General features: G+C 60.0%; 12 protein-coding genes and 1 pseudogene. 3 read left to right on the top strand and 10 right to left on the bottom strand.

Annotated features, from left to right (window positions below):
* Positions 1–2: 2 nt before the first annotated feature.
* The 4 genes from DC31_RS04660 to rfbA form a co-directional block, all read right to left on the bottom strand.
* Entirely contained in the window at positions 3–923 is a 921-nt protein-coding gene (locus DC31_RS04660) for an ABC transporter permease (protein ID WP_036277441.1), read from the bottom strand.
* Positions 923–2,890, bottom strand: coding sequence for a rhamnan synthesis F family protein (locus DC31_RS04655; protein ID WP_051606407.1), 1,968 nt, complete (start codon positions 2,888–2,890; stop codon positions 923–925). The genes DC31_RS04660 and DC31_RS04655 overlap by 1 nt, the downstream gene beginning before the upstream one ends.
* Positions 2,890–4,674, bottom strand: coding sequence for a rhamnan synthesis F family protein (locus DC31_RS04650; RefSeq protein ID WP_036277437.1), 1,785 nt, complete (start codon positions 4,672–4,674; stop codon positions 2,890–2,892). The genes DC31_RS04655 and DC31_RS04650 overlap by 1 nt, the downstream gene beginning before the upstream one ends.
* 132 nt (positions 4,675–4,806) lie before the next feature.
* On the bottom strand, positions 4,807–5,679 hold the full coding sequence (rfbA, locus tag DC31_RS04645) for a glucose-1-phosphate thymidylyltransferase RfbA (RefSeq protein ID WP_036277434.1): 873 nt from the start codon (positions 5,677–5,679) through the stop codon (positions 4,807–4,809).
* Positions 5,680–5,757: 78 nt separating this feature from the next.
* Between rfbA and rfbB the strand changes: the two genes are divergently transcribed.
* Positions 5,758–6,756 (top strand): dTDP-glucose 4,6-dehydratase, encoded by a 999-nt coding sequence (gene rfbB / locus DC31_RS04640; RefSeq protein ID WP_036277430.1) that lies wholly within the window; start codon positions 5,758–5,760, stop codon positions 6,754–6,756.
* Positions 6,756–8,161: pseudogene (locus DC31_RS04635) on the top strand (sugar nucleotide-binding protein). Before rfbB ends, DC31_RS04635 begins: the two are co-directional and overlap by 1 nt.
* A gap of 36 nt (positions 8,162–8,197) precedes the next feature.
* Here DC31_RS04635 and DC31_RS04630 read toward each other — a convergent pair.
* The 6 genes from DC31_RS04630 to DC31_RS04610 form a co-directional block, all read right to left on the bottom strand.
* Complete coding sequence (locus tag DC31_RS04630) at positions 8,198–9,169, bottom strand: hypothetical protein (protein ID WP_152545336.1); 972 nt, start codon at positions 9,167–9,169, stop codon at positions 8,198–8,200.
* The gene (locus DC31_RS04625) at positions 9,166–10,335 is read right to left on the bottom strand and encodes a hypothetical protein (protein WP_051606406.1); all 1,170 of its coding nucleotides are present in this window, start codon (positions 10,333–10,335) and stop codon (positions 9,166–9,168) included. Before DC31_RS04625 ends, DC31_RS04630 begins: the two co-directional genes overlap by 4 nt.
* A gap of 169 nt (positions 10,336–10,504) precedes the next feature.
* Positions 10,505–11,293 (bottom strand): glycosyltransferase, encoded by a 789-nt coding sequence (locus DC31_RS04620; protein WP_235201338.1) that lies wholly within the window; start codon positions 11,291–11,293, stop codon positions 10,505–10,507.
* Positions 11,294–11,304: 11 nt separating this feature from the next.
* The gene (locus DC31_RS19160; RefSeq protein ID WP_235201337.1) at positions 11,305–11,577 is read right to left on the bottom strand and encodes a hypothetical protein; all 273 of its coding nucleotides are present in this window, start codon (positions 11,575–11,577) and stop codon (positions 11,305–11,307) included.
* 54 nt (positions 11,578–11,631) lie between these two features.
* Positions 11,632–13,041 (bottom strand): glycosyltransferase, encoded by a 1,410-nt coding sequence (locus tag DC31_RS04615; RefSeq protein WP_036277689.1) that lies wholly within the window; start codon positions 13,039–13,041, stop codon positions 11,632–11,634.
* A 35-nt stretch (positions 13,042–13,076) separates the two neighbouring features.
* Positions 13,077–15,137 carry a bifunctional lysylphosphatidylglycerol flippase/synthetase MprF gene (locus DC31_RS04610; RefSeq protein WP_036277426.1) on the bottom strand — a complete coding sequence of 687 codons (2,061 nt, stop codon included), beginning with the start codon at positions 15,135–15,137 and terminating at the stop codon, positions 13,077–13,079.
* A 104-nt stretch (positions 15,138–15,241) separates the two neighbouring features.
* Here DC31_RS04610 and DC31_RS04605 point away from each other — a divergent pair, with 104 nt between their 5' ends.
* Positions 15,242–17,002 (top strand): DUF4012 domain-containing protein, encoded by a 1,761-nt coding sequence (locus DC31_RS04605; RefSeq protein ID WP_036277686.1) that lies wholly within the window; start codon positions 15,242–15,244, stop codon positions 17,000–17,002.
* Positions 17,003–17,143 lie beyond the last annotated feature (141 nt).

The following is a 17,143-nucleotide window of genomic DNA, read 5'->3' as shown; positions in this document are numbered from 1 at the left end:
CCTTATAGCTCCTGTGCGAAGTTGCCCTGCAGGCGCAGGAAAACACGGTGGCTCACAAAGAGCAGGACCACCCCGATGACGAGTGCGATCAGAGTTCGGAGCATTAGGTGGTCCGGCCAAGCAACCTCGTCGCCCGCGACCCAAAATGCACGCTGAAAACCGAGTACCGCAAGCGTCAGCGGATTGTTTGTATACGCCTCTATCAACCAAAAATTCTGCACGAGCTGAGACACCATCTGCCAGGCATAGACAACAGGAGATGCCCAGAAAAGAAGCATCGTAAGCACTTCGACCAAGTACTGCGTATCACGGAGGTACACATTGACCGCGCCACAAAGAAGCGCGAGGGCAAGCCCGTACACGACAATCAGCGCGAGCGCTGGCAGAAAATAGATAAGGCCAATGTGCAGAGGCGGCTTGCCGATCGCGAACGTCGCGATGACCAGGACTAGTAGCTGAATACCGAAGTTGAAGAGTGCTGCCCCAGTGCTCGCCAACGGGAAGACCTCGCGGGGCACATACACTTTCTTCACCAAACCGGCGTTCGCAAGTATTGACCCAGTGCCCCCGACAAGGATCTCTTGAAATAGGCCCATTGCCGTTAGCCCGGCAAATACATAGATGGCGAAGTCTGGAATACCCCGCGCAGCTCCGAGAAAATGCCCGAGCACGACGAAATAGATCGCCAGTTGCATCAGCGGTCGCGCCAGCACCCACAAAAAGCCAAGCGCAGAGTCTTTATATCGCGCCTTGAGGTCTCGTTTGACGAGAAGCGAAAGCATCTCGCGATGATCGATCAGCTCTCGGAACGGACCAAGCAGGCTTGTTGCCCCGCCTGCTCCGATTGATCCGATGCTTCGCATCGGCAACAAAGCGATGCGCGCAAATCGTTCGCTTGCCGCAGAAGGCGTTGCCGCTGCCATCAGATCTTGCTCCTGTTCGTGCTCTTCTTGGCCATGAGGCGACGTCCTATCGATGAGGGCCGTAGATGAGAAATTCTTCTCCGCCAGGCCGCCACGCGGATGAAGACGCGACTGATCGCCGGCTCAAGGCTCGGGCGATTCATGCGCGCGTACATACGAGCAAAGTCTTCCAGTCTCCCGGCACCAAACTCGCCCGCATCCTGCATTCGTTCGATCTGCTCCATCGTGGTATCCGGCATCGTGCTCGTAATCTGATCCAAGTTGTATTCGAGTGCAGTGTAACTTCTGGCCAGATAGCCCGGAGTAGCGATGGTGCGTGTGTGATAGCCGAGTTCACCCGCTGCATACGACGGCATACGCTCGAGCACATGAGCAAGACCACCGTCTTTGTAAGACTCTTCGCCGCCGAAATCGCGGTAGTCCCAGCCAGCCTCAAACAACAGTCGCAACGCCTCTGGTCGCGCAAAGTACATCGATCCGAACGGTGCCAATGGCGACAGCTTATCGATCGGCACGCGAACACCAAGCTTCATCGCGATGTCAGCGAATCGAGGGCGGTTTCCCCACCAGGCGTGCCCCATCGTGCCATATCCGATGTGAACCATCGGTGGATATGCAAGCCCCAGCCCAGGCTCGCGCTGGAACAGCGCGATGACGTTCGCGGCGTACTCCGCACTGGGAAGCAAATTATCGAACTGCTGACGTGCGAACAACCGACCCGGATTGAACTCGTCCTGCAGCGTCTTCTTGGAGTGAATCTTGACAATCAACTCGTATTCGCCAGAGAGAATGTCGTCACGACACCCGACGAGGAAAGCGCTCTGGTCACGCCCGTCGTTCGACTCCACAACGCGGACGTCCACCTTGCCTCGTCTGGCTCGCCCGGCAAGAGCTTCCCTAATGAGTTCCGCCCGATTTACGTCCGCCGTGGTGATAATCAAGTCATAAGCGTCTGGAAGCCGGTCGAGCGCTTCGAGCATCTGCGTGGCGAGTTCCGGGTAATAGATGTGCGCCACTGCTAACGTGCGCAGGGGCTTCATTTTGTCGTATCGCTGGTCCGATTCGGAGACAACGTCAAGAAGAGCGGCATCCGCGTTCAGCACCCGGGGCCCGACGTTTCGGGCGAGATCTTGCATAAGAATCGTCATTGGGTAGCCGTACCGCGCGGCGGCATCCAGCGTCCACTTGCCGACTACCGCAAGCCGGTCTAGATATGGTGGCGACTGAAAGAATGGCCGACGTTTCAGCGTTGGGCATCCGGCATCCAAAAGATGCTCGGCGTACAGAACCGCATGATTTTCAATCTTGTCGGTGATAGTCGGGAACGCCACCTCGCCGATGAATCCGTGGGACGTAAAGAGTTCTGTGAAGACCGCCTCGTGCTTGACAACCGCATCTTCATATCCATGCATCTCAGGCAGACTTGCCCAATAGTCAATCCATTCGCGACTTGCCACCAGCTCTTTCCTCGCAACGAGCCAGTAGGACTGCAAGTGATATGCGAGATAGTCGCGTCGCGTAAATGGGTTCGGTTCGACACGAAGGTGGTCAGTCATACCCCAGAAATGAAGCTCTTGTCGATCCATCCGTTCGAACACTGGGTCGAATGGCCGAACCGGACCAAACCACGTGTCATTCGCGAGAATCACCTCGTCAAATCTAGCGATGTCTTCGCCTACGTGGTCGATGCCATGCTTATACCCCCAGATATCAAAGCCGGAGTTCTCCCGTTCAACGACTTCGTCCGCTACTTCCTCGAGCCTTCTTCGACCGTTGACGGTCAACGGACCATTCGAAACTACAAGGATTCGATCGCAGAATCTCCGGAGGTCAGTGAGCGCGTACGGCACATAATCCTCAACGTCGCCGCGGCGATCGTAAACAACGTATATGAGCAACCGCGACCCTTGCTTAGGGAACGGCGCTGCCGCGCGGGCGGGGTATGTAGTCAATTCTGCGGTACGCATCAGAGGCCTCCGCTTCTGCTGTGACCTTGACGATCGAGAGACCTAATCGCACGACGCCCAAACTTAGCAACCCAAATTGCGGTGTATGCGAGCCTGTAGGCCGGACTCACTATTCGCGCGAGCACAGGATGATTGAGGTTAAGGTACATTCGCGAAAGGCCGAATATGCCCCGCCCACTAATCCTTCCAGTGCGCTGCATCAACTGGATCGCATCGACCGGATACCCTTGCATCGTCGAAAAAAGTTGATCGACTTTATAGTCAAGAATTGTGTGGCTGATCGACGCATGCTCAGATGTGAGAACGGTCTGCGCGTAGTACCCGGCTTCTCCAGCGACGTGAGCAAGGACACGCTCCTGCACCCTCGCAAGATCCTTCATTGAACTACCCGTGGAGTAGTCCCGATATGTAACTCGTTGCTCCGCGAGCGCACCAAGCGCTTCGGGCCGACACATCCACATGCCACCGAATGGCGCCAGAGGGGAAACTTTCTCGAGCGGCACGCGAACGTCTAACTTCCGCAGGAATGCGGAGGCTGCCACACGATAGCGGCCGCCTCCCCATCCTTTGCCGAGGATCGAGTAACCAACGTGCATCATTGGAGGAAACACGAGCCCTAGGTGAGGTTTCGTCGCGAATAAGTCGAGCAAATTCTCTACGTATTGCGGTGAGGCAAGCAGGTTTTCCGTCTGATATCGAGTGAAGTATCGAACAACATTGAGTGTCTTCTTGCTGTGTTTGCGTGCATGGACTTTGATCAAAACATCGTATTTACGTCCCAACAACAAGTCGTGACAACCCACGAAAAAGTCAGCCATGTCGCGGCCTTTACCAGACGGCGTCACGCGTACGTCAAGATGTGCGTTGCCGAGATCGTGCGCCTCAACGAACCGCTCGATGCGTGCAGCCTTTCGGCCGTCCGTGGTCGTAACTACTAGGTCGAACCCCGTCGGGATGTTTGCAAGTTGACCGCACAACCGCTCGAATGCAGGGAGATCCCTCGCGTAGACGACGGCAGCAACCCGGAGCTTCTTCGCAGCTGCTGCCGAACCAACGACACTGTGCTGGGGCAGGATTTCGAAGAGACCCGCGTTTGCGTTGAGAGTACGTGGCTGTACTGTCCTCGCGAGCACGCTCAGCGTTTCGTCTCGATCCAGACCATGCTGCTCCGCCACATCGAGGATGTCGTGCCCAATTATCCCGTGGCGGTCTAGATACGGCGGGAACCATCCAAAAACACCGCGATCGAGAAAAGGGTATCCCTGGTCTATCAGGAGATCCGGCACATGCGTCACGGCATTCGCAGTCGGATAGTCCGATGCGCGGAAGGCGTACTCGACTTGATATCCGGCACGCGAAAGTGCGTTAGCCACGAAACGCTCACTCACCGCATCGTGCCCATGACGACCATCCCAGTAGCGACGCCACCCGTCAGTCTCAAACAAAGGCCGACGCGCCACGAACCAAGCCCAAGGCATCTCAACCGCCGGATGTTCCTGCGCGTCAAAGGATGCGTCGACTTCGCCAGCGAACTCCGCGACTTGCCACGCATCCGCTGAGACAGCGTCCATCCTCTCGATCATGCCGCCAAGCGTGTTGAACGGGCCAAACCAACCCTCGCCAGTCAGAACGATTTCGTCAATCTCACCAAGGTCCGGCGCAAGCATTTTAAATGCGTCCCAATAGTTGACCGGAGAAAATCTGGACGTTGAGACAGAGACGTATCGGGCACCTAGCTCTGCAATCGCGTCTACGGACGCCTGAGCCGTGTCCGGTACGGTCACCAGTAGATGCGTCGCGTAGGACGCCAAACTCGTGAGTGCCGATACTGTACTAGCCGAAATCGTTCCCGTGTCCCCGGCAAGAGCGTAAACGATGGCTCTTCGTGGGGGTGAGAGAACGCCGCTGGCATTCACTCAGTGCCCGCCATGCTGTAGGGCTTTCAGCAGATAGGTTCCATAACCGCTCTTGACGAGTGGCTCAGCACGCTCGCGCAACTCGTCGTCGGAGAGGAATCCCATACGCCATGCGACTTCTTCAGGACAACCAATCGAGAGCCCCTGCCGTTTCTCAACCGTCCGAATGAAATCTGTGGCCTCCGCAAGCGAGTCGAATGTTCCCGTGTCAAGCCAGGCCGTGCCGCGCCTCAGCAACTGAACTTTAAGTTTGTCGCGCTCAAGGTACACCTTGTTGACATCAGTAATTTCCAATTCGCCACGCGGCGAGGGCTTGAGTTCTTTAGCGATCTCGATCACATCGTTGTCATAGAAGTAGAGGCCGGGCACGGCGTAGTTGCTCTTGGGTTGCGTCGGCTTTTCCTCGAGAGAAACGACTCTGCCGTCCCGATCAAACTCCACAACACCGTATGCAGTCGCGTCATCGACCCAGTAGCCGAAGACCACCCCGCCATCCAGGTCCGAATACTGGCGCAGCTGAGTACCCATGCCCTGTCCGTAGAAGATGTTGTCGCCGAGCACAAGCGCGACCGTTTCTGAACCGATGTGTTCCTCGCCAAGGACGAACGCCTGCGCAAGCCCGTCCGGTGAGGGTTGGGTTCTGTAAGTTATCGAGACACCAAACTTCGATCCGTCGCCAAGGAGCCGCTGGAAGGCCTCCGCGTCGTGTGGTGTCGTAATCATCAGGATGTCCCGGATCCCAGCAAGGATCAACGTCGACAACGGGTAGTAGATCATCGGCTTGTCGTACACCGGAACAAGCTGCTTTGAGACGCCAAGGGTAATCGGGTGTAGCCGGGAGCCTGTGCCCCCAGCGAGAATGATGCCACGCATAGGTAATAGTCTCTCTGATTTCACGCACCTGAACAAACGCCCCGAGTCTGGCGCCCCACGCCCGGTACGCTGGACATCATGCAGAAATTGCTCGTTACCGGCGGTGCCGGATTCATCGGTTCAAACTTTGTGCACCACGTCGTTGAGAACACCGACGCTCACGTGACTGTTCTAGACAAGTTGACGTATGCCGGAAATGCGGCGTCACTCGACGGCCTTCCTGCTGACCGCGTCCGTCTCGTCAAGGGCGACATCGTCGACGCTGAACTCGTAGATACTCTGACTGCGAACGTCGATGCCGTCATCCATTATGCAGCCGAGTCGCACAACGACAACTCCCTGCATGACCCAAAACCGTTCGTGGACACCAACATCATTGGCACCTATACGTTGCTCGAAGCGGCGCGTCGTTACGATCGTCGCTTTCACCACATCTCGACGGATGAGGTCTACGGCGATCTTGAGTTGGACGACCCGGAGCGGTTCACCGAAACGACCCCATACAATCCGTCTTCGCCGTACTCGTCAACCAAGGCTGGAAGTGACCTGTTGGTGCGCGCATGGGTGCGTTCCTTTGGCGTCCAAGCTACGATCTCGAACTGCTCGAATAACTACGGCCCGTACCAGCACGTCGAGAAGTTCATTCCACGGCAGATCACGAATGTAATTCGTGGTATTCGTCCGAAGCTCTACGGCTCCGGACAGAACGTTCGCGACTGGATCCACGCTGACGACCACTCTTCGGCCGTCCTCACGATTCTTGGCAAGGGCGTGATCGGGGAGACCTACCTGATCGGAGCCGATGGCGAGAAGGACAATAGGTCCGTGGTTGAGCTCATCTTGACCCAGATGGGTCAAGAGTCTGACGCATACGACCACGTGACTGATCGCGCCGGCCACGATCTTCGATATGCGATCGACTCTACGAAGTTGCGCACAGAACTCGGCTGGTTGCCCGCGTTTGGAGACTTCGAGTCCGGCCTTGCTTCAACCATCGCGTGGTACCAAACCAATGAGCCGTGGTGGGCGTCATCCAAAGACGCGACCGAGAGTTTCTACGCATCAAAGGGACAATAATGACGGAGTTCGGCAAGTCGTTGCGCGCGACCGAAACAGTGATCCCCGGTCTGGTCGTGGTGGAACTCCCGGTACACGGCGACTCCCGCGGCTGGTTCAAGGAGAACTGGCAGCGTGAGAAGATGGTTGCCCAGGGCATTCCCGACTTCGGCCCGGTGCAGAACAACATCTCCTTTAACGATGCCATCGGTACTACGCGTGGCATCCATGCTGAGCCGTGGGACAAGTGGGTCTCCGTCGCAACCGGTCGGATTTTCGGAGCATGGGTTGACCTTCGCGAGGGTCCATCCTTCGGTGCGGTTTTCACAACAGAACTCGATCCTTCAAGGGCGATATTCGTTCCTCGTGGAGTCGGCAACTCGTATCAAACTCTTGAACCCGATACTGCCTACGCTTACCTGGTCAACGACCACTGGTCAGCCGACGCAGAATATTCATTCTTAAACCTCGCGGATGAGACCGTGGCGATCAAGTGGCCGATTCCGCTCTCCGAGGTAGAGGTCTCCGCTAAGGACCTGACCCACCCACGGCTCGCTGACGTCACACCGATTCCTCCAAAGAAGAGCCTGATCATCGGCGCTGGTGGCCAGCTTGGGAAGGCGCTACGCGCGCTGCTGGGGGATTCCGCGCAGTATGAGTACGCGGGCCGCGATTCGCTTGATCTCACCGATCCTGCTTTTGTTTCATCACGTCGGTGGAAAGAGTACGACACCGTCATCAATGCGGCGGCGTACACGGCAGTCGACGTCGCTGAGACCGCCGAAGGGCGCACCGATGCTTGGACGCCAACGTCACTGGTGTCGCGGTTCTCGCACAAATCGCTACCGAGAACGGGATCACCCTCGTGCACGTCTCCAGTGACTACGTCTTCGACGGAACTAAATCCGGGGCATACACCGAAGACGACGCTGTACAGCCGCTAGGCGTCTATGGGCAGACGAAGGCGGCGGGTGACGCGATCGTCAGCACCGTGCCGCACCACTACATCGTGCGTACGTCCTGGGTCATCGGCGATGGAAAGAACTTTGTCCGCACGATGGCTTCGCTCGCGGAGCGTGGGATCGATCCAAAAGTGGTCGATGATCAGTTCGGGCGTCTGACCTTCACCGATGATCTCGCTGCGGGGATCCGACACCTTATCTCCACACGGCCCGAGTTCGGCACCTACAACCTCACCGGCGAAGGCCCCGCGAAGTCATGGGCTGAGATCGCCAGATTCGTGTTCACGTCGACCGGCCACGACCCCAAGCGGGTATCTGGGATATCCACGTTCGACTACTTTGGTGACGCAACTGAGCCGGTCGCGCCACGTCCACGCAACAGCCTCCTAAACACGTCAAAAATCAGCGCAACCGGATTCACTCCGACGCCGATGACAGAGTCGCTGGAACGGTACCTCTCCTGACAGTGCGACGTGGGCTTCGGCGCCTCACGTCCGGTCTCAGACGGTAACGTCGAAACAAGCAAGCGTCGGGTTGTTGCCGCCACCGGAATCGATCATGTAAACGCACACACGATGGGCTCCTGCCGTTGCGGGGACGGTCGTGGCGAAGCCATGGAACGGACCAGAGGCGGGATACGCCGCCCCGACATCAGGACGTTGAGCATTCGCTGTTGTGGCGTATCCAACACCGTCTACATACACGTGAACTGAGATCGGTTCAACCGTGTCAGGGTCGATCGCCCATCCGGTCAAAGCGATGCTGTCGCTCTGAGGAACAACCGACTCGATGTTACCGAACGGGCTTTTTCCATGGTCCAGTTCGATCTGAGCGACAGTTGCAACGCGACACCCAAGGGTGCTGTTTCCGCCGTTACCGGTATTGATTGCATATGCGCAGATCGTTGAGCTACCGGTCGGTAGTGCAATCTGTTCGGAAAAGCCGTGCTGGTCACCAAATCCAGGAAAAGCCTTCCCGACGTCAGCCCGAGTCTTGTCTGCCGTATACGCCGCACCAGCCGAATTGACATAGACATGAACTTTGATCGACTGGTCGGTGTCAGGATCAAGAGCCCATCCCTTAATCGTGGCGATGTTCCCTGAAACCTCTACGGACTCGAGATATCCGGTCGGCGGACGCCCAAGATCCACCTCACCAGGGACTCGTACTGTCCGGCAACCAAGGAGTGCGTTATCGCCAGCGCCCACATTTATACCGTAGGCGCAAAGTGTATGTACCCCTGGAGTCGCCTGGATCATGCCAGAGAATCCATGCGCAGCTCCGTACTTGGGGTAGTGCGCGGTCAGGTCTGGGCGGTTGACGTTTGCCGTTATCGATACGCCTTGACCGTCTAGATACATATGAACGGGGATCGAACTCGTCGTGTCTGGGTCGATAGACCAGCCTCGATATTCAACTCCACCCACAACGGGTTTCATCTCATCGATTGCCCCTTTCGGCGGTCCACTCATCGCATCAACCTGCTTGCAGTAGAGCGTGGTATTAGCCCCCGCGCCGACGTTGATCGCATAGATGCACAAGTTGAATGAACCTGCGCCAAACGCGGGAATCGTGACAGAAAAACCTCGCCCGCTCCCAAGCCCTGGATAGTGTACGCGACGTCTGGACGCTCGATGTTCGCAACCGTGGGGATTCCAACTCCGCCGACGTAAACGTGAACCTGGATTGGGTTCGGTGAATTGACGTCGCCAGCCCAACCGACCACACGGAACTCGCCAGGGTTGGCTTCGAGAACTTCTACGTTTCCAATCGGGTCGTCAGCGTGGTTTACTCCAAACCAGTCAGTGAAGTAGTTGTAGAAGTTGCGGTTGCCGTAGCTCGAGCACGCGTTGTTCGCCTCGCCATATCCGGCCGCTAGAGCCGCTGCGTTCGGCTGGTAAGGAGTGTAATAGTAGAGCGCCGCTGTGGCCTTGTTCTCGATATATACCGGCGATCGTCCGCAATTGGCATTCGGGTGATACAAAATGTTCCAGGTATTGCCTGGTGCGTACCACTGGAACCACCTGCCTTCCGCGTAGATCTGCATCTGGCGTGCAGCGCCGTAGATCTGGTAGAAGAACCCTGCGAACGCGGGATCGCACGGTGCGGTGTCGGGACAACCTTGCCCAAGAGCCATGTCATATCGCCATTGGCTCGGCCAAGTGTGAGTGACCAGTCCTTGCTCCTTCTGGAGCATCACAACTAGGACCTGAGGATTTATCCCGCAGGATTGCGCAACGCGGTAGATAATCGTGGCGGCAGATTCGTTTGGTGCACCACTGTAACCACTGCAGTACTGGTCAGCTGGCCTGTTCGGCGTGTTCTGTCTCGCGTCCTTCAGGCAAACATATCCAGACTGACACGACGCCACCTTGCCGTTGAAGAACGCCTGAATATCCGCGGCAGACATCGTGTTTTTATTGAAAAATACAGCGTCGCTGATGATGTTTCCGGGGTTAAAGCCCGTGACCGCTGTCTTCACTATGCCGCTCTGCGCGGTGCCGACCGAAGTGCGCGCGAGACCAGCCGTCGTGCTCACGGTCGCGGATGCCGTAGCGGCCGTCACCGGCGCCACGGTCCCGACCACTACAGCGGTTACGGCGACAAGAACAGTAACGAATCGGGCGATCCGGAACACACTTCTAGAGCGTGAGGCACTTCGAGTCATGTGACTAGTGTGGCGGAAGTTACGGAATGATGCCACTGGGATTCATAAAATCGAATAGACACGCGGCATTTTGAGCGGATTCCCGGTCCTTCGTCAGGCTCTGCGACCGATATCGAGCGCCTGTTCGCAGCTGCACACCTCAAAGATCCGCGTGCAACGCCCACACCCGCTCGGCCGAACTCGCCCATGAGAACGCCCGCGAGCGGTCTCCGGCGAGTACGCTGAGGCGCTTTGCGCCGGTGCCGACGGCATCCGTCAGCGCCTCATCGAGTTCCCCCGGGGAAACCAGCGCACCACCTTCGGCGATCACATCGTGATGCACCCCGCTGTCGACGGCGACGATCGGAACGCTGAGCGTCATCGCCTCCATCGCGCGCCACGGCCATGCCCCGAGGCTGCTGGTCGCCACGAAGGCCGAAGCCCCAGCGAGCACGGCGCTGCGATCTTCTACCGACAGCGCGCCGCGGATGTGTGCACGCCGTTCCGGCAGGCCGGCCGCTGACGCAACTTCGGCCAGTTGTGGCTCCGAGCCTTCTGGAGCATCCAGCACCACAGCGTCGACCCCTGCGGCCGCGGCTGCACGGAATCCATGCTCGAGGGAGGCCAGCGTGCCGACGAGAACAACGTATTTCTCAGGAATCGTAAGATCTGCACGCCGCCCGGCAGCATCCGTCGGCACCGCGAAGCCCTCAGGAGCCGCCCCAGCGATCACTCGCACCCGGTTACCCACCTTCGCGATCTCACCAAGCCGATGAGCGATCGCGTGCGAGGGAACGACGACGGCATCTGCGTACCGGACCGCCCTGCGCAGCATCCCGCGCTGCCAGGCGACCGTCGACTTAGGAAGCGTCTCTGGCGCCTCCCAGGCGAGCAAGTCCCAGATGGTGACCGCGACCTGGTCGTGATCGTGCAGACGGTCGTGTTTCACGAGGGGCGCCATCAGAGTCGGCGCGTGGATGAGCCCGCCGCCGACACCGGGCGCAAACCCAAATGCCATGATCCGGCCAGCTCGCGGCGCGCAAGACCTAACCTGCGCACCTCGCCAACACCGGGGATATCTACTTCAGCGCCCGCGGGCACAATCGCGTCTACCCCGCACCCTGACGGGGCGGTCGCAACGAGCCCGGCCGTCAGAGCCTTCGATGCCGCAGCCTGATCAGGATCGACGACGCGCACGAGCTGGTCGAGAACGACACGCAGCTGAACACCCATCTCGTAAGGATACTGACGACGAACATGAATTCTCGTGAGCGACGCGTGCTGTGGCTAGGAGAGACGCCTGCTCGGACGCTCAACCACACGGCGCACCTCATCAGCCAGCGCAGCCATCGCATGCTCGGGATCAGCGGCACGTGACGCCTGCTGCGTCTCGGCGCTCAAGCGGTCATACAGGTCCGGCTCAGTCAAAACCCGAACGATCGCATCGCTCAGCCCCTGCACGTCGCCATCCGCAACGAGAAGTCCGCCACCTCCGCTGAGCAGCTCGCGCGGTCCGTACGGCACGTCATAAGAGACGACAGGACGCCCCACGAGGAGTGCCTCGAGAATCGCCAGACCCTGCCCCTCGTAGGCCGAAGTCGAGAGCAGAGCGGATGCCGTGCTCACTGCCCACACGGGATCATCGGTCGAGCCGCGAAGAGAGACGTGCCCACCGAGTCCCAGGCCGTCGATGAGCGTCTGCAGTTGCGCCAGCTCCGGTCCGTCGCCGTAGATGTCCAGGGTCGCCTCTGGCGCGCGCCGCACGACACCGAGGAAGGCATTGATGGCGTGATCTACCCGCTTGCCCGGTGCCAGGCGGTTCAGCATGACCACTCGTCCAGCGACCCGATCAGTCGGGGTGATCGCGCGGCCACTCACCTCGACGGCGTTCGACACCACCCGGTTGATCTCGGAGGGTCCGAAGCGGGACTCTACGTCGGCGCGCTGCGCCTGTGTGGGCCACATGATCGCATCGAACCGGTCGGCAGCGGCGAACCACCGCGTCCACAGCGCGTTCATCGGTGCGTCCGACGTGAACGGCGGCTCGACGTGCACGGTATGGATCGCGTGCACGAGTCGAACATCAGGATCATCCCAATCGACGAGCATCTCGCCCAGCTGACGTGACTCGCAAATCACCACGATCGGGCGCGCTCCCCCGGCAGCTCGCAGCTCTTCGACGACGTGCTCAAGCCACACGCGGTACAGCCGGCCGAACCCACGGATAACACCGACAATCTCGCCATCCGCGCCGTGAATAGCAATCGGAGCCTCGGTGAGATGCCAATCCGGGTCGCCCGTGATGACGGGCAAGCTGACGATCGGAGCATCCGACTCATCAGCAACGCGTCGATACTCAAGGCTCGGGTCGATAGTGCCGTCCTCGGCAGCGGCGCGAAGCCACGTTGCGGCACCACCCGCCACATCACCCGCTTCGTCGAACAGATTTCGCATCCGCTCCCTGGCGGTAATCAGCCCCCGCTCGTCGAGCGTCTTTCGGTGCTGCTCGTGAGCGGCTGGTGTTCCAGGGTCAACGGTGAGCAGCAGCGGCCCCCTCCCCGCGTGAACACCGGCTGTCGCCATTTGGCGAGCGCGAGCAAGCGCCGCAATCGTGTAACCACCGTCGAGATCGGGGATGAGCCGGCTCGACAGGATCACGTAGTCGGCATCAGGAAACGGCATGTCTGGAGAAGGCATGTCTGGAGAAGGCATGTCTGGAGAAGGCAACGTGCTCACCGTCGGATCAGCTCCATCCCGGCAGCGCTGAACTGCTTCAGCGTGGCGTCCGGCAGGAATGCGCGAGTGAGACCAGTACCGATGCGGGCAAGATCTCCCTCATCTCGATAGAGCAGGAAGATCGGTTCATAGCGCGGATTGAACTTCTTCTTGAACTGGTGCAGCGAGCGGAACCCGTAGACCGGCTCCAGCATCCCGCCCATCCGCGCGAGCATCGTGCCGATCACGCCCTCATCAGGCGTCGACTCATGCGCGAGCGGAGCCCCTGACAGCGACAGGATCTCGGCGCCCTCCTCAGAGAACGCCTTCGCGGACGAACCGATCAGAAACTCCATCACGGCCCCGAAACCGCCGTCGCGGCGCCGCATCAGATCGAGCGTCCAGCCTCGCACTCGACCATCGCCGCCGTAGACCGGCAACCAGCTGAGCATTCCGTCGATATCGCCATCCGGCGAGATGGCGAGCGCCAACCGGACTTCGGGGTCTTCGGCCTCTTGCAGTGTGCCCAGAGTGAAGCGCATCTCTGGCAGCCCCTTGTCGTCAACCCACGACTCGGAGATCGCCCGCAGCTGCTGGCGTATCCCCCACGTGATATCGGCAAGCGTCGTGAGACGGAAGGCGATGTCTTCCCGCTCCGCCCGGCTGAAAGACTGGCGCACTCGTGCCCACGCTTTGCCCTGGAACGAGAGGTCGGCGAGGTCGACGATCGTGTCGTCGGCAACAGTGAGCGACTGCCAATCCGCGGGCACAGCTTCCTTCGTCGCACTCGAGGAGCTGAAGAAGCACGGCGTCAGTGCCTTCGCCTCGGCTGCCGCGATGAACTCCCGCACGGATGTCGCGCGACCCTCAGAGGTTCCCAACGGATCGGCGAGCACGATCGCCACGCCGGCGTGCACTTGGAAGGGCACGATTCCGGTCGAGGTGCGAAAGAACTCCATGCGGTCCCAGGTCGTCATCCACGACAGCGTTCCGGCACCCTGCTCGCGAATGAGGTCCTTCACCTCATCGACAGCCACCGGGCCGGTCGTGAGGGTGCGTGCCTGTCGCCACACGCGGAACGCATGCCGCGCCACAAGCAGCAGCACAGCGAATGCGAGCCAGAGGAACCCTGCAGACACGGTCACGTCGAGGTCACCGGCGATATCTGTGACATCGCTGGGGAACACCAGGTGCACGAACAGCGCCAGCGCGCCGATGAAGACGTTGAGTGCGGCGAGCACGAGCGCGAGAATCCACGCCCACCGTCGACCTCGTCGCAGGCCCACCGCGGCAATAATGAGCACCACTGTGTCGAAAAGCACATCGGGAACCGATGTCTGCGCGGAGAGCGACGTCTGTCCGAAGGGGCCATTCGTCGGCGCGAGCGCCACGATGATCTGCACCACCCCGAGGACGAGGATCGTTCCGAACGCGAGCAGTCGCTGCTCATGCACCGTCGTGCGCTGAACGCGGAACGAGCGGTCGACAGAGAGAACGAGAAGCACGGCAAGAGCGTGCTCGACATCTGCCAGCTGCCCGAGGTAGAGCAAACTCACGGCAGCGAAACCGAACAGCAGAATCCAGGCTCGCTGCCGCCACGGCGCCGCGAACAGGCCGATCGCCGCCGCAATGCAGGCCATAGTGCCGCCGGAGGCGCCGACATCGACGGTAGCTGCGAGATCATGCGCCCATGGCCATGGCAGCGTGCGGGCGAGAACCAGGAACAGGGCCGAACCCGAGATCGCGAAGAGCTGGCCGATCCAGTAGTAGGCGACTGCCACGCGCCAGCCGCGTCGATACTCCAAATACGCCATTCCCCAGAACCCCAGCAGCGTCGGTATGTAGACCCACGGCTGTACGACGAAGAATGTTCCCGTGATCGGTGTCCAGAAGCGACCCTGCTCGAAAGAAGGCAAACCATACGCCACCGCGTCGAACCAGTCCTGGTCTGCGGTGGGACGCCACAGCCCCTGGCCGATGACGCCGACGATCAGAATCAACGCGACAAACGTCAGCGTCGCCGGGATCCGGGTGACGATCGATAGGACGGAGCGGCGCGGGGTGCCCTCGTCAGTCATGGTCGGAGTCCTCTCAAGCCGCGGCATCCCGAACAGCGTATCGGTGTGATGTCGACTCCCGCAGGAAAGAGCACAACTGCGGTGGAACGTGCTTGAATGCTGTCGTGAGCGATGGCCGAATCCCGGTACGACGCCGGTGGGCCAGGTGGGTCATCGGCACCATTGTGACGCTACTGATTCTCGCAATCGGATGGGTGATGATCCGCGGGATCGGCGCCGTCAACGAGCTGAAGCAGGTGCAGAAGACCACCTCTCAACTGCGCAGCACCATCGCCGAGGGCAACCTCGAGCGGGCACCGCAGATTGCATCTCGTATCGCCGAGCACGCAGCATCCGCTCGGAGCCTGACATCTGACCCGATCTGGCGCGGATTCGAGTTCGTCCCGTGGCTCGGCGCGAACTTCACCGCGATGCGTGAGGTCGCCGAAGTCGCCGACAGCATTGCAGCGGATGCCGTAACCCCCGTACTCGACGTCGCAGCTGGCATCGACCTCGCCAGCCTCGGCTTCACCGGCTCAACAATCGACCTCGCGCCGTTCGCGGAAGTTGAGGCGCCGCTGGCCGATGCCAGCGCGGTACTCTCCGCAGCCGAAACCCAAGCGCAGCGGATCAATACCGACAGCACGCTTCCGCCGCTCGCCGATGCGGTGGAGGAGATGCGTGATGTCGTCACTGAGGCTGCGACAGTTATCGGCGCAGTGCACGGTGCGTCGGTTCTGCTCCCGCCAATGCTCGGCGCCGATGGGCCACGCACCTACGTCATCGCGATGCAGAACAATGCCGAGCTGCGCTCTGACGGAGGTATCGTCGGCTCGCTCGCCCTCATCCGCGCAGATCACGGCTCGCTCAGCATCGTGAGCCAGGCGTCTACCGCAGACTTCCCCGCGTTGGATACGCCGCTCCCGCTGAGCGATTCGACCGTCGCCCTGTTCGAGGACGGGCCTGGACGCCACATCCAAAACATCACCAGCATCCCCGATTTCACCGAAGCAGGAGCAACGATTGCCCTGCGCTGGGAACAGCGCTTCGGGCAGCCTGTCGACGGCGTCATCGCGGTCGACGCCGTCGTGGCACAACATCTCATCGAAGCGACCGGCCCACTGGCGTTCGGACCGTTCACTGCGGATTCCAAGACGATCCTGTCGATCCTGCTTTCCGAGATCTACGCGACCTTCCCTGACCCCGTCCAACAGGATGCCGTGTTCGCACAGGCCGCCAACGGCCTGTTCGCTGCCGCGCTCAGCAGCGGGTCACCCCAGCAGCTGATCGGCGCATTCGCCGCTGCCGCGGATGAGGATCGGATCCGCATCTGGAGTGCGCACCCCGAGGAAGAGACGCTCCTCGCCGCGTCGACTCTCGGTGGCACGCTGCCGACGGATGGCGCACGAGGTGCTTACGTGGGGGTGCTCTTCAACGACACCACCGGCGGCAAGATGAACTTCTACACCGAGGCGGCCATCAGCACCGCGATCGGCACCTGTCGCGGAGAACCAACGACGCAGGTGAAGGTGACCTGGACGAACAACGCGCCAGCGGATGCCGCCGACACGCTCCCCGCCTATGTGACCGGCAATGGGATTTTCGGAGTCGTCGCGGGGAATGTACGCACGCTGATCGCCATCTACGGACCGGAGGGCGCGACGATTCGCACTTTTGACCGTGACGGCAGCAAAGAAGGCGTACAGACCACAATTCTCGGCACCCGCAGCGTCATACAGCACGACGTGCTGCTCGAACCCGGCGAAAAGACCACGATCACCGTCTCATTCATAGGGACCGGTGCCGGCGATCGTCTCACCCGTGTGCAGCACACACCGATGATCGACACCCCGGAAACGACACGCGCCGAGTTCGTCTGCGACTAGTGACAATCGCAGTTGCGTGGACTAGTGTGATCACCACTGGGGAATATTGGGTTCTACCATTCTGCCGTGGGGGCAGGAAGGATCCACACAGTCGAATGCAGGGGTGTATTCGAGTGTGATTCCGCGTGTATCTCTCTGGGG

Origin of the sequence: Microbacterium sp. CH12i, from assembly GCF_000685355.1 — a bacterium.
Classification (GTDB): Bacteria; Actinomycetota; Actinomycetes; order Actinomycetales; family Microbacteriaceae; genus Microbacterium.
This window is presented reverse-complemented; position numbering and strand designations above follow the sequence as displayed.

Excerpts from the sequence above, each read along its gene's own strand:
- rfbB (WP_036277430.1), top strand. The coding sequence starts at position 5,758 with ATGCAGAAATTGCTCGTTACCGGCGGTGCCGGATTCATCGGTTCAAAC.
- DC31_RS19160 (WP_235201337.1), bottom strand. The coding sequence starts at position 11,577 with ATGGGTGTTCAGCTGCGTGTCGTTCTCGACCAGCTCGTGCGCGTCGTC.
- DC31_RS04610 (WP_036277426.1), bottom strand. The coding sequence starts at position 15,137 with ATGACTGACGAGGGCACCCCGCGCCGCTCCGTCCTATCGATCGTCACC.
- DC31_RS04660 (WP_036277441.1), bottom strand. The coding sequence starts at position 923 with ATGGCAGCGGCAACGCCTTCTGCGGCAAGCGAACGATTTGCGCGCATC.
- rfbA (WP_036277434.1), bottom strand. The coding sequence starts at position 5,679 with ATGCGTGGCATCATTCTCGCTGGGGGCACAGGCTCCCGGCTACACCCG.
- DC31_RS04630 (WP_152545336.1), bottom strand. The coding sequence starts at position 9,169 with ATGAGTGGACCGCCGAAAGGGGCAATCGATGAGATGAAACCCGTTGTG.
- DC31_RS04655 (WP_051606407.1), bottom strand. The coding sequence starts at position 2,890 with ATGCGTACCGCAGAATTGACTACATACCCCGCCCGCGCGGCAGCGCCG.
- DC31_RS04615 (WP_036277689.1), bottom strand. The coding sequence starts at position 13,041 with ATGCCTTCTCCAGACATGCCGTTTCCTGATGCCGACTACGTGATCCTG.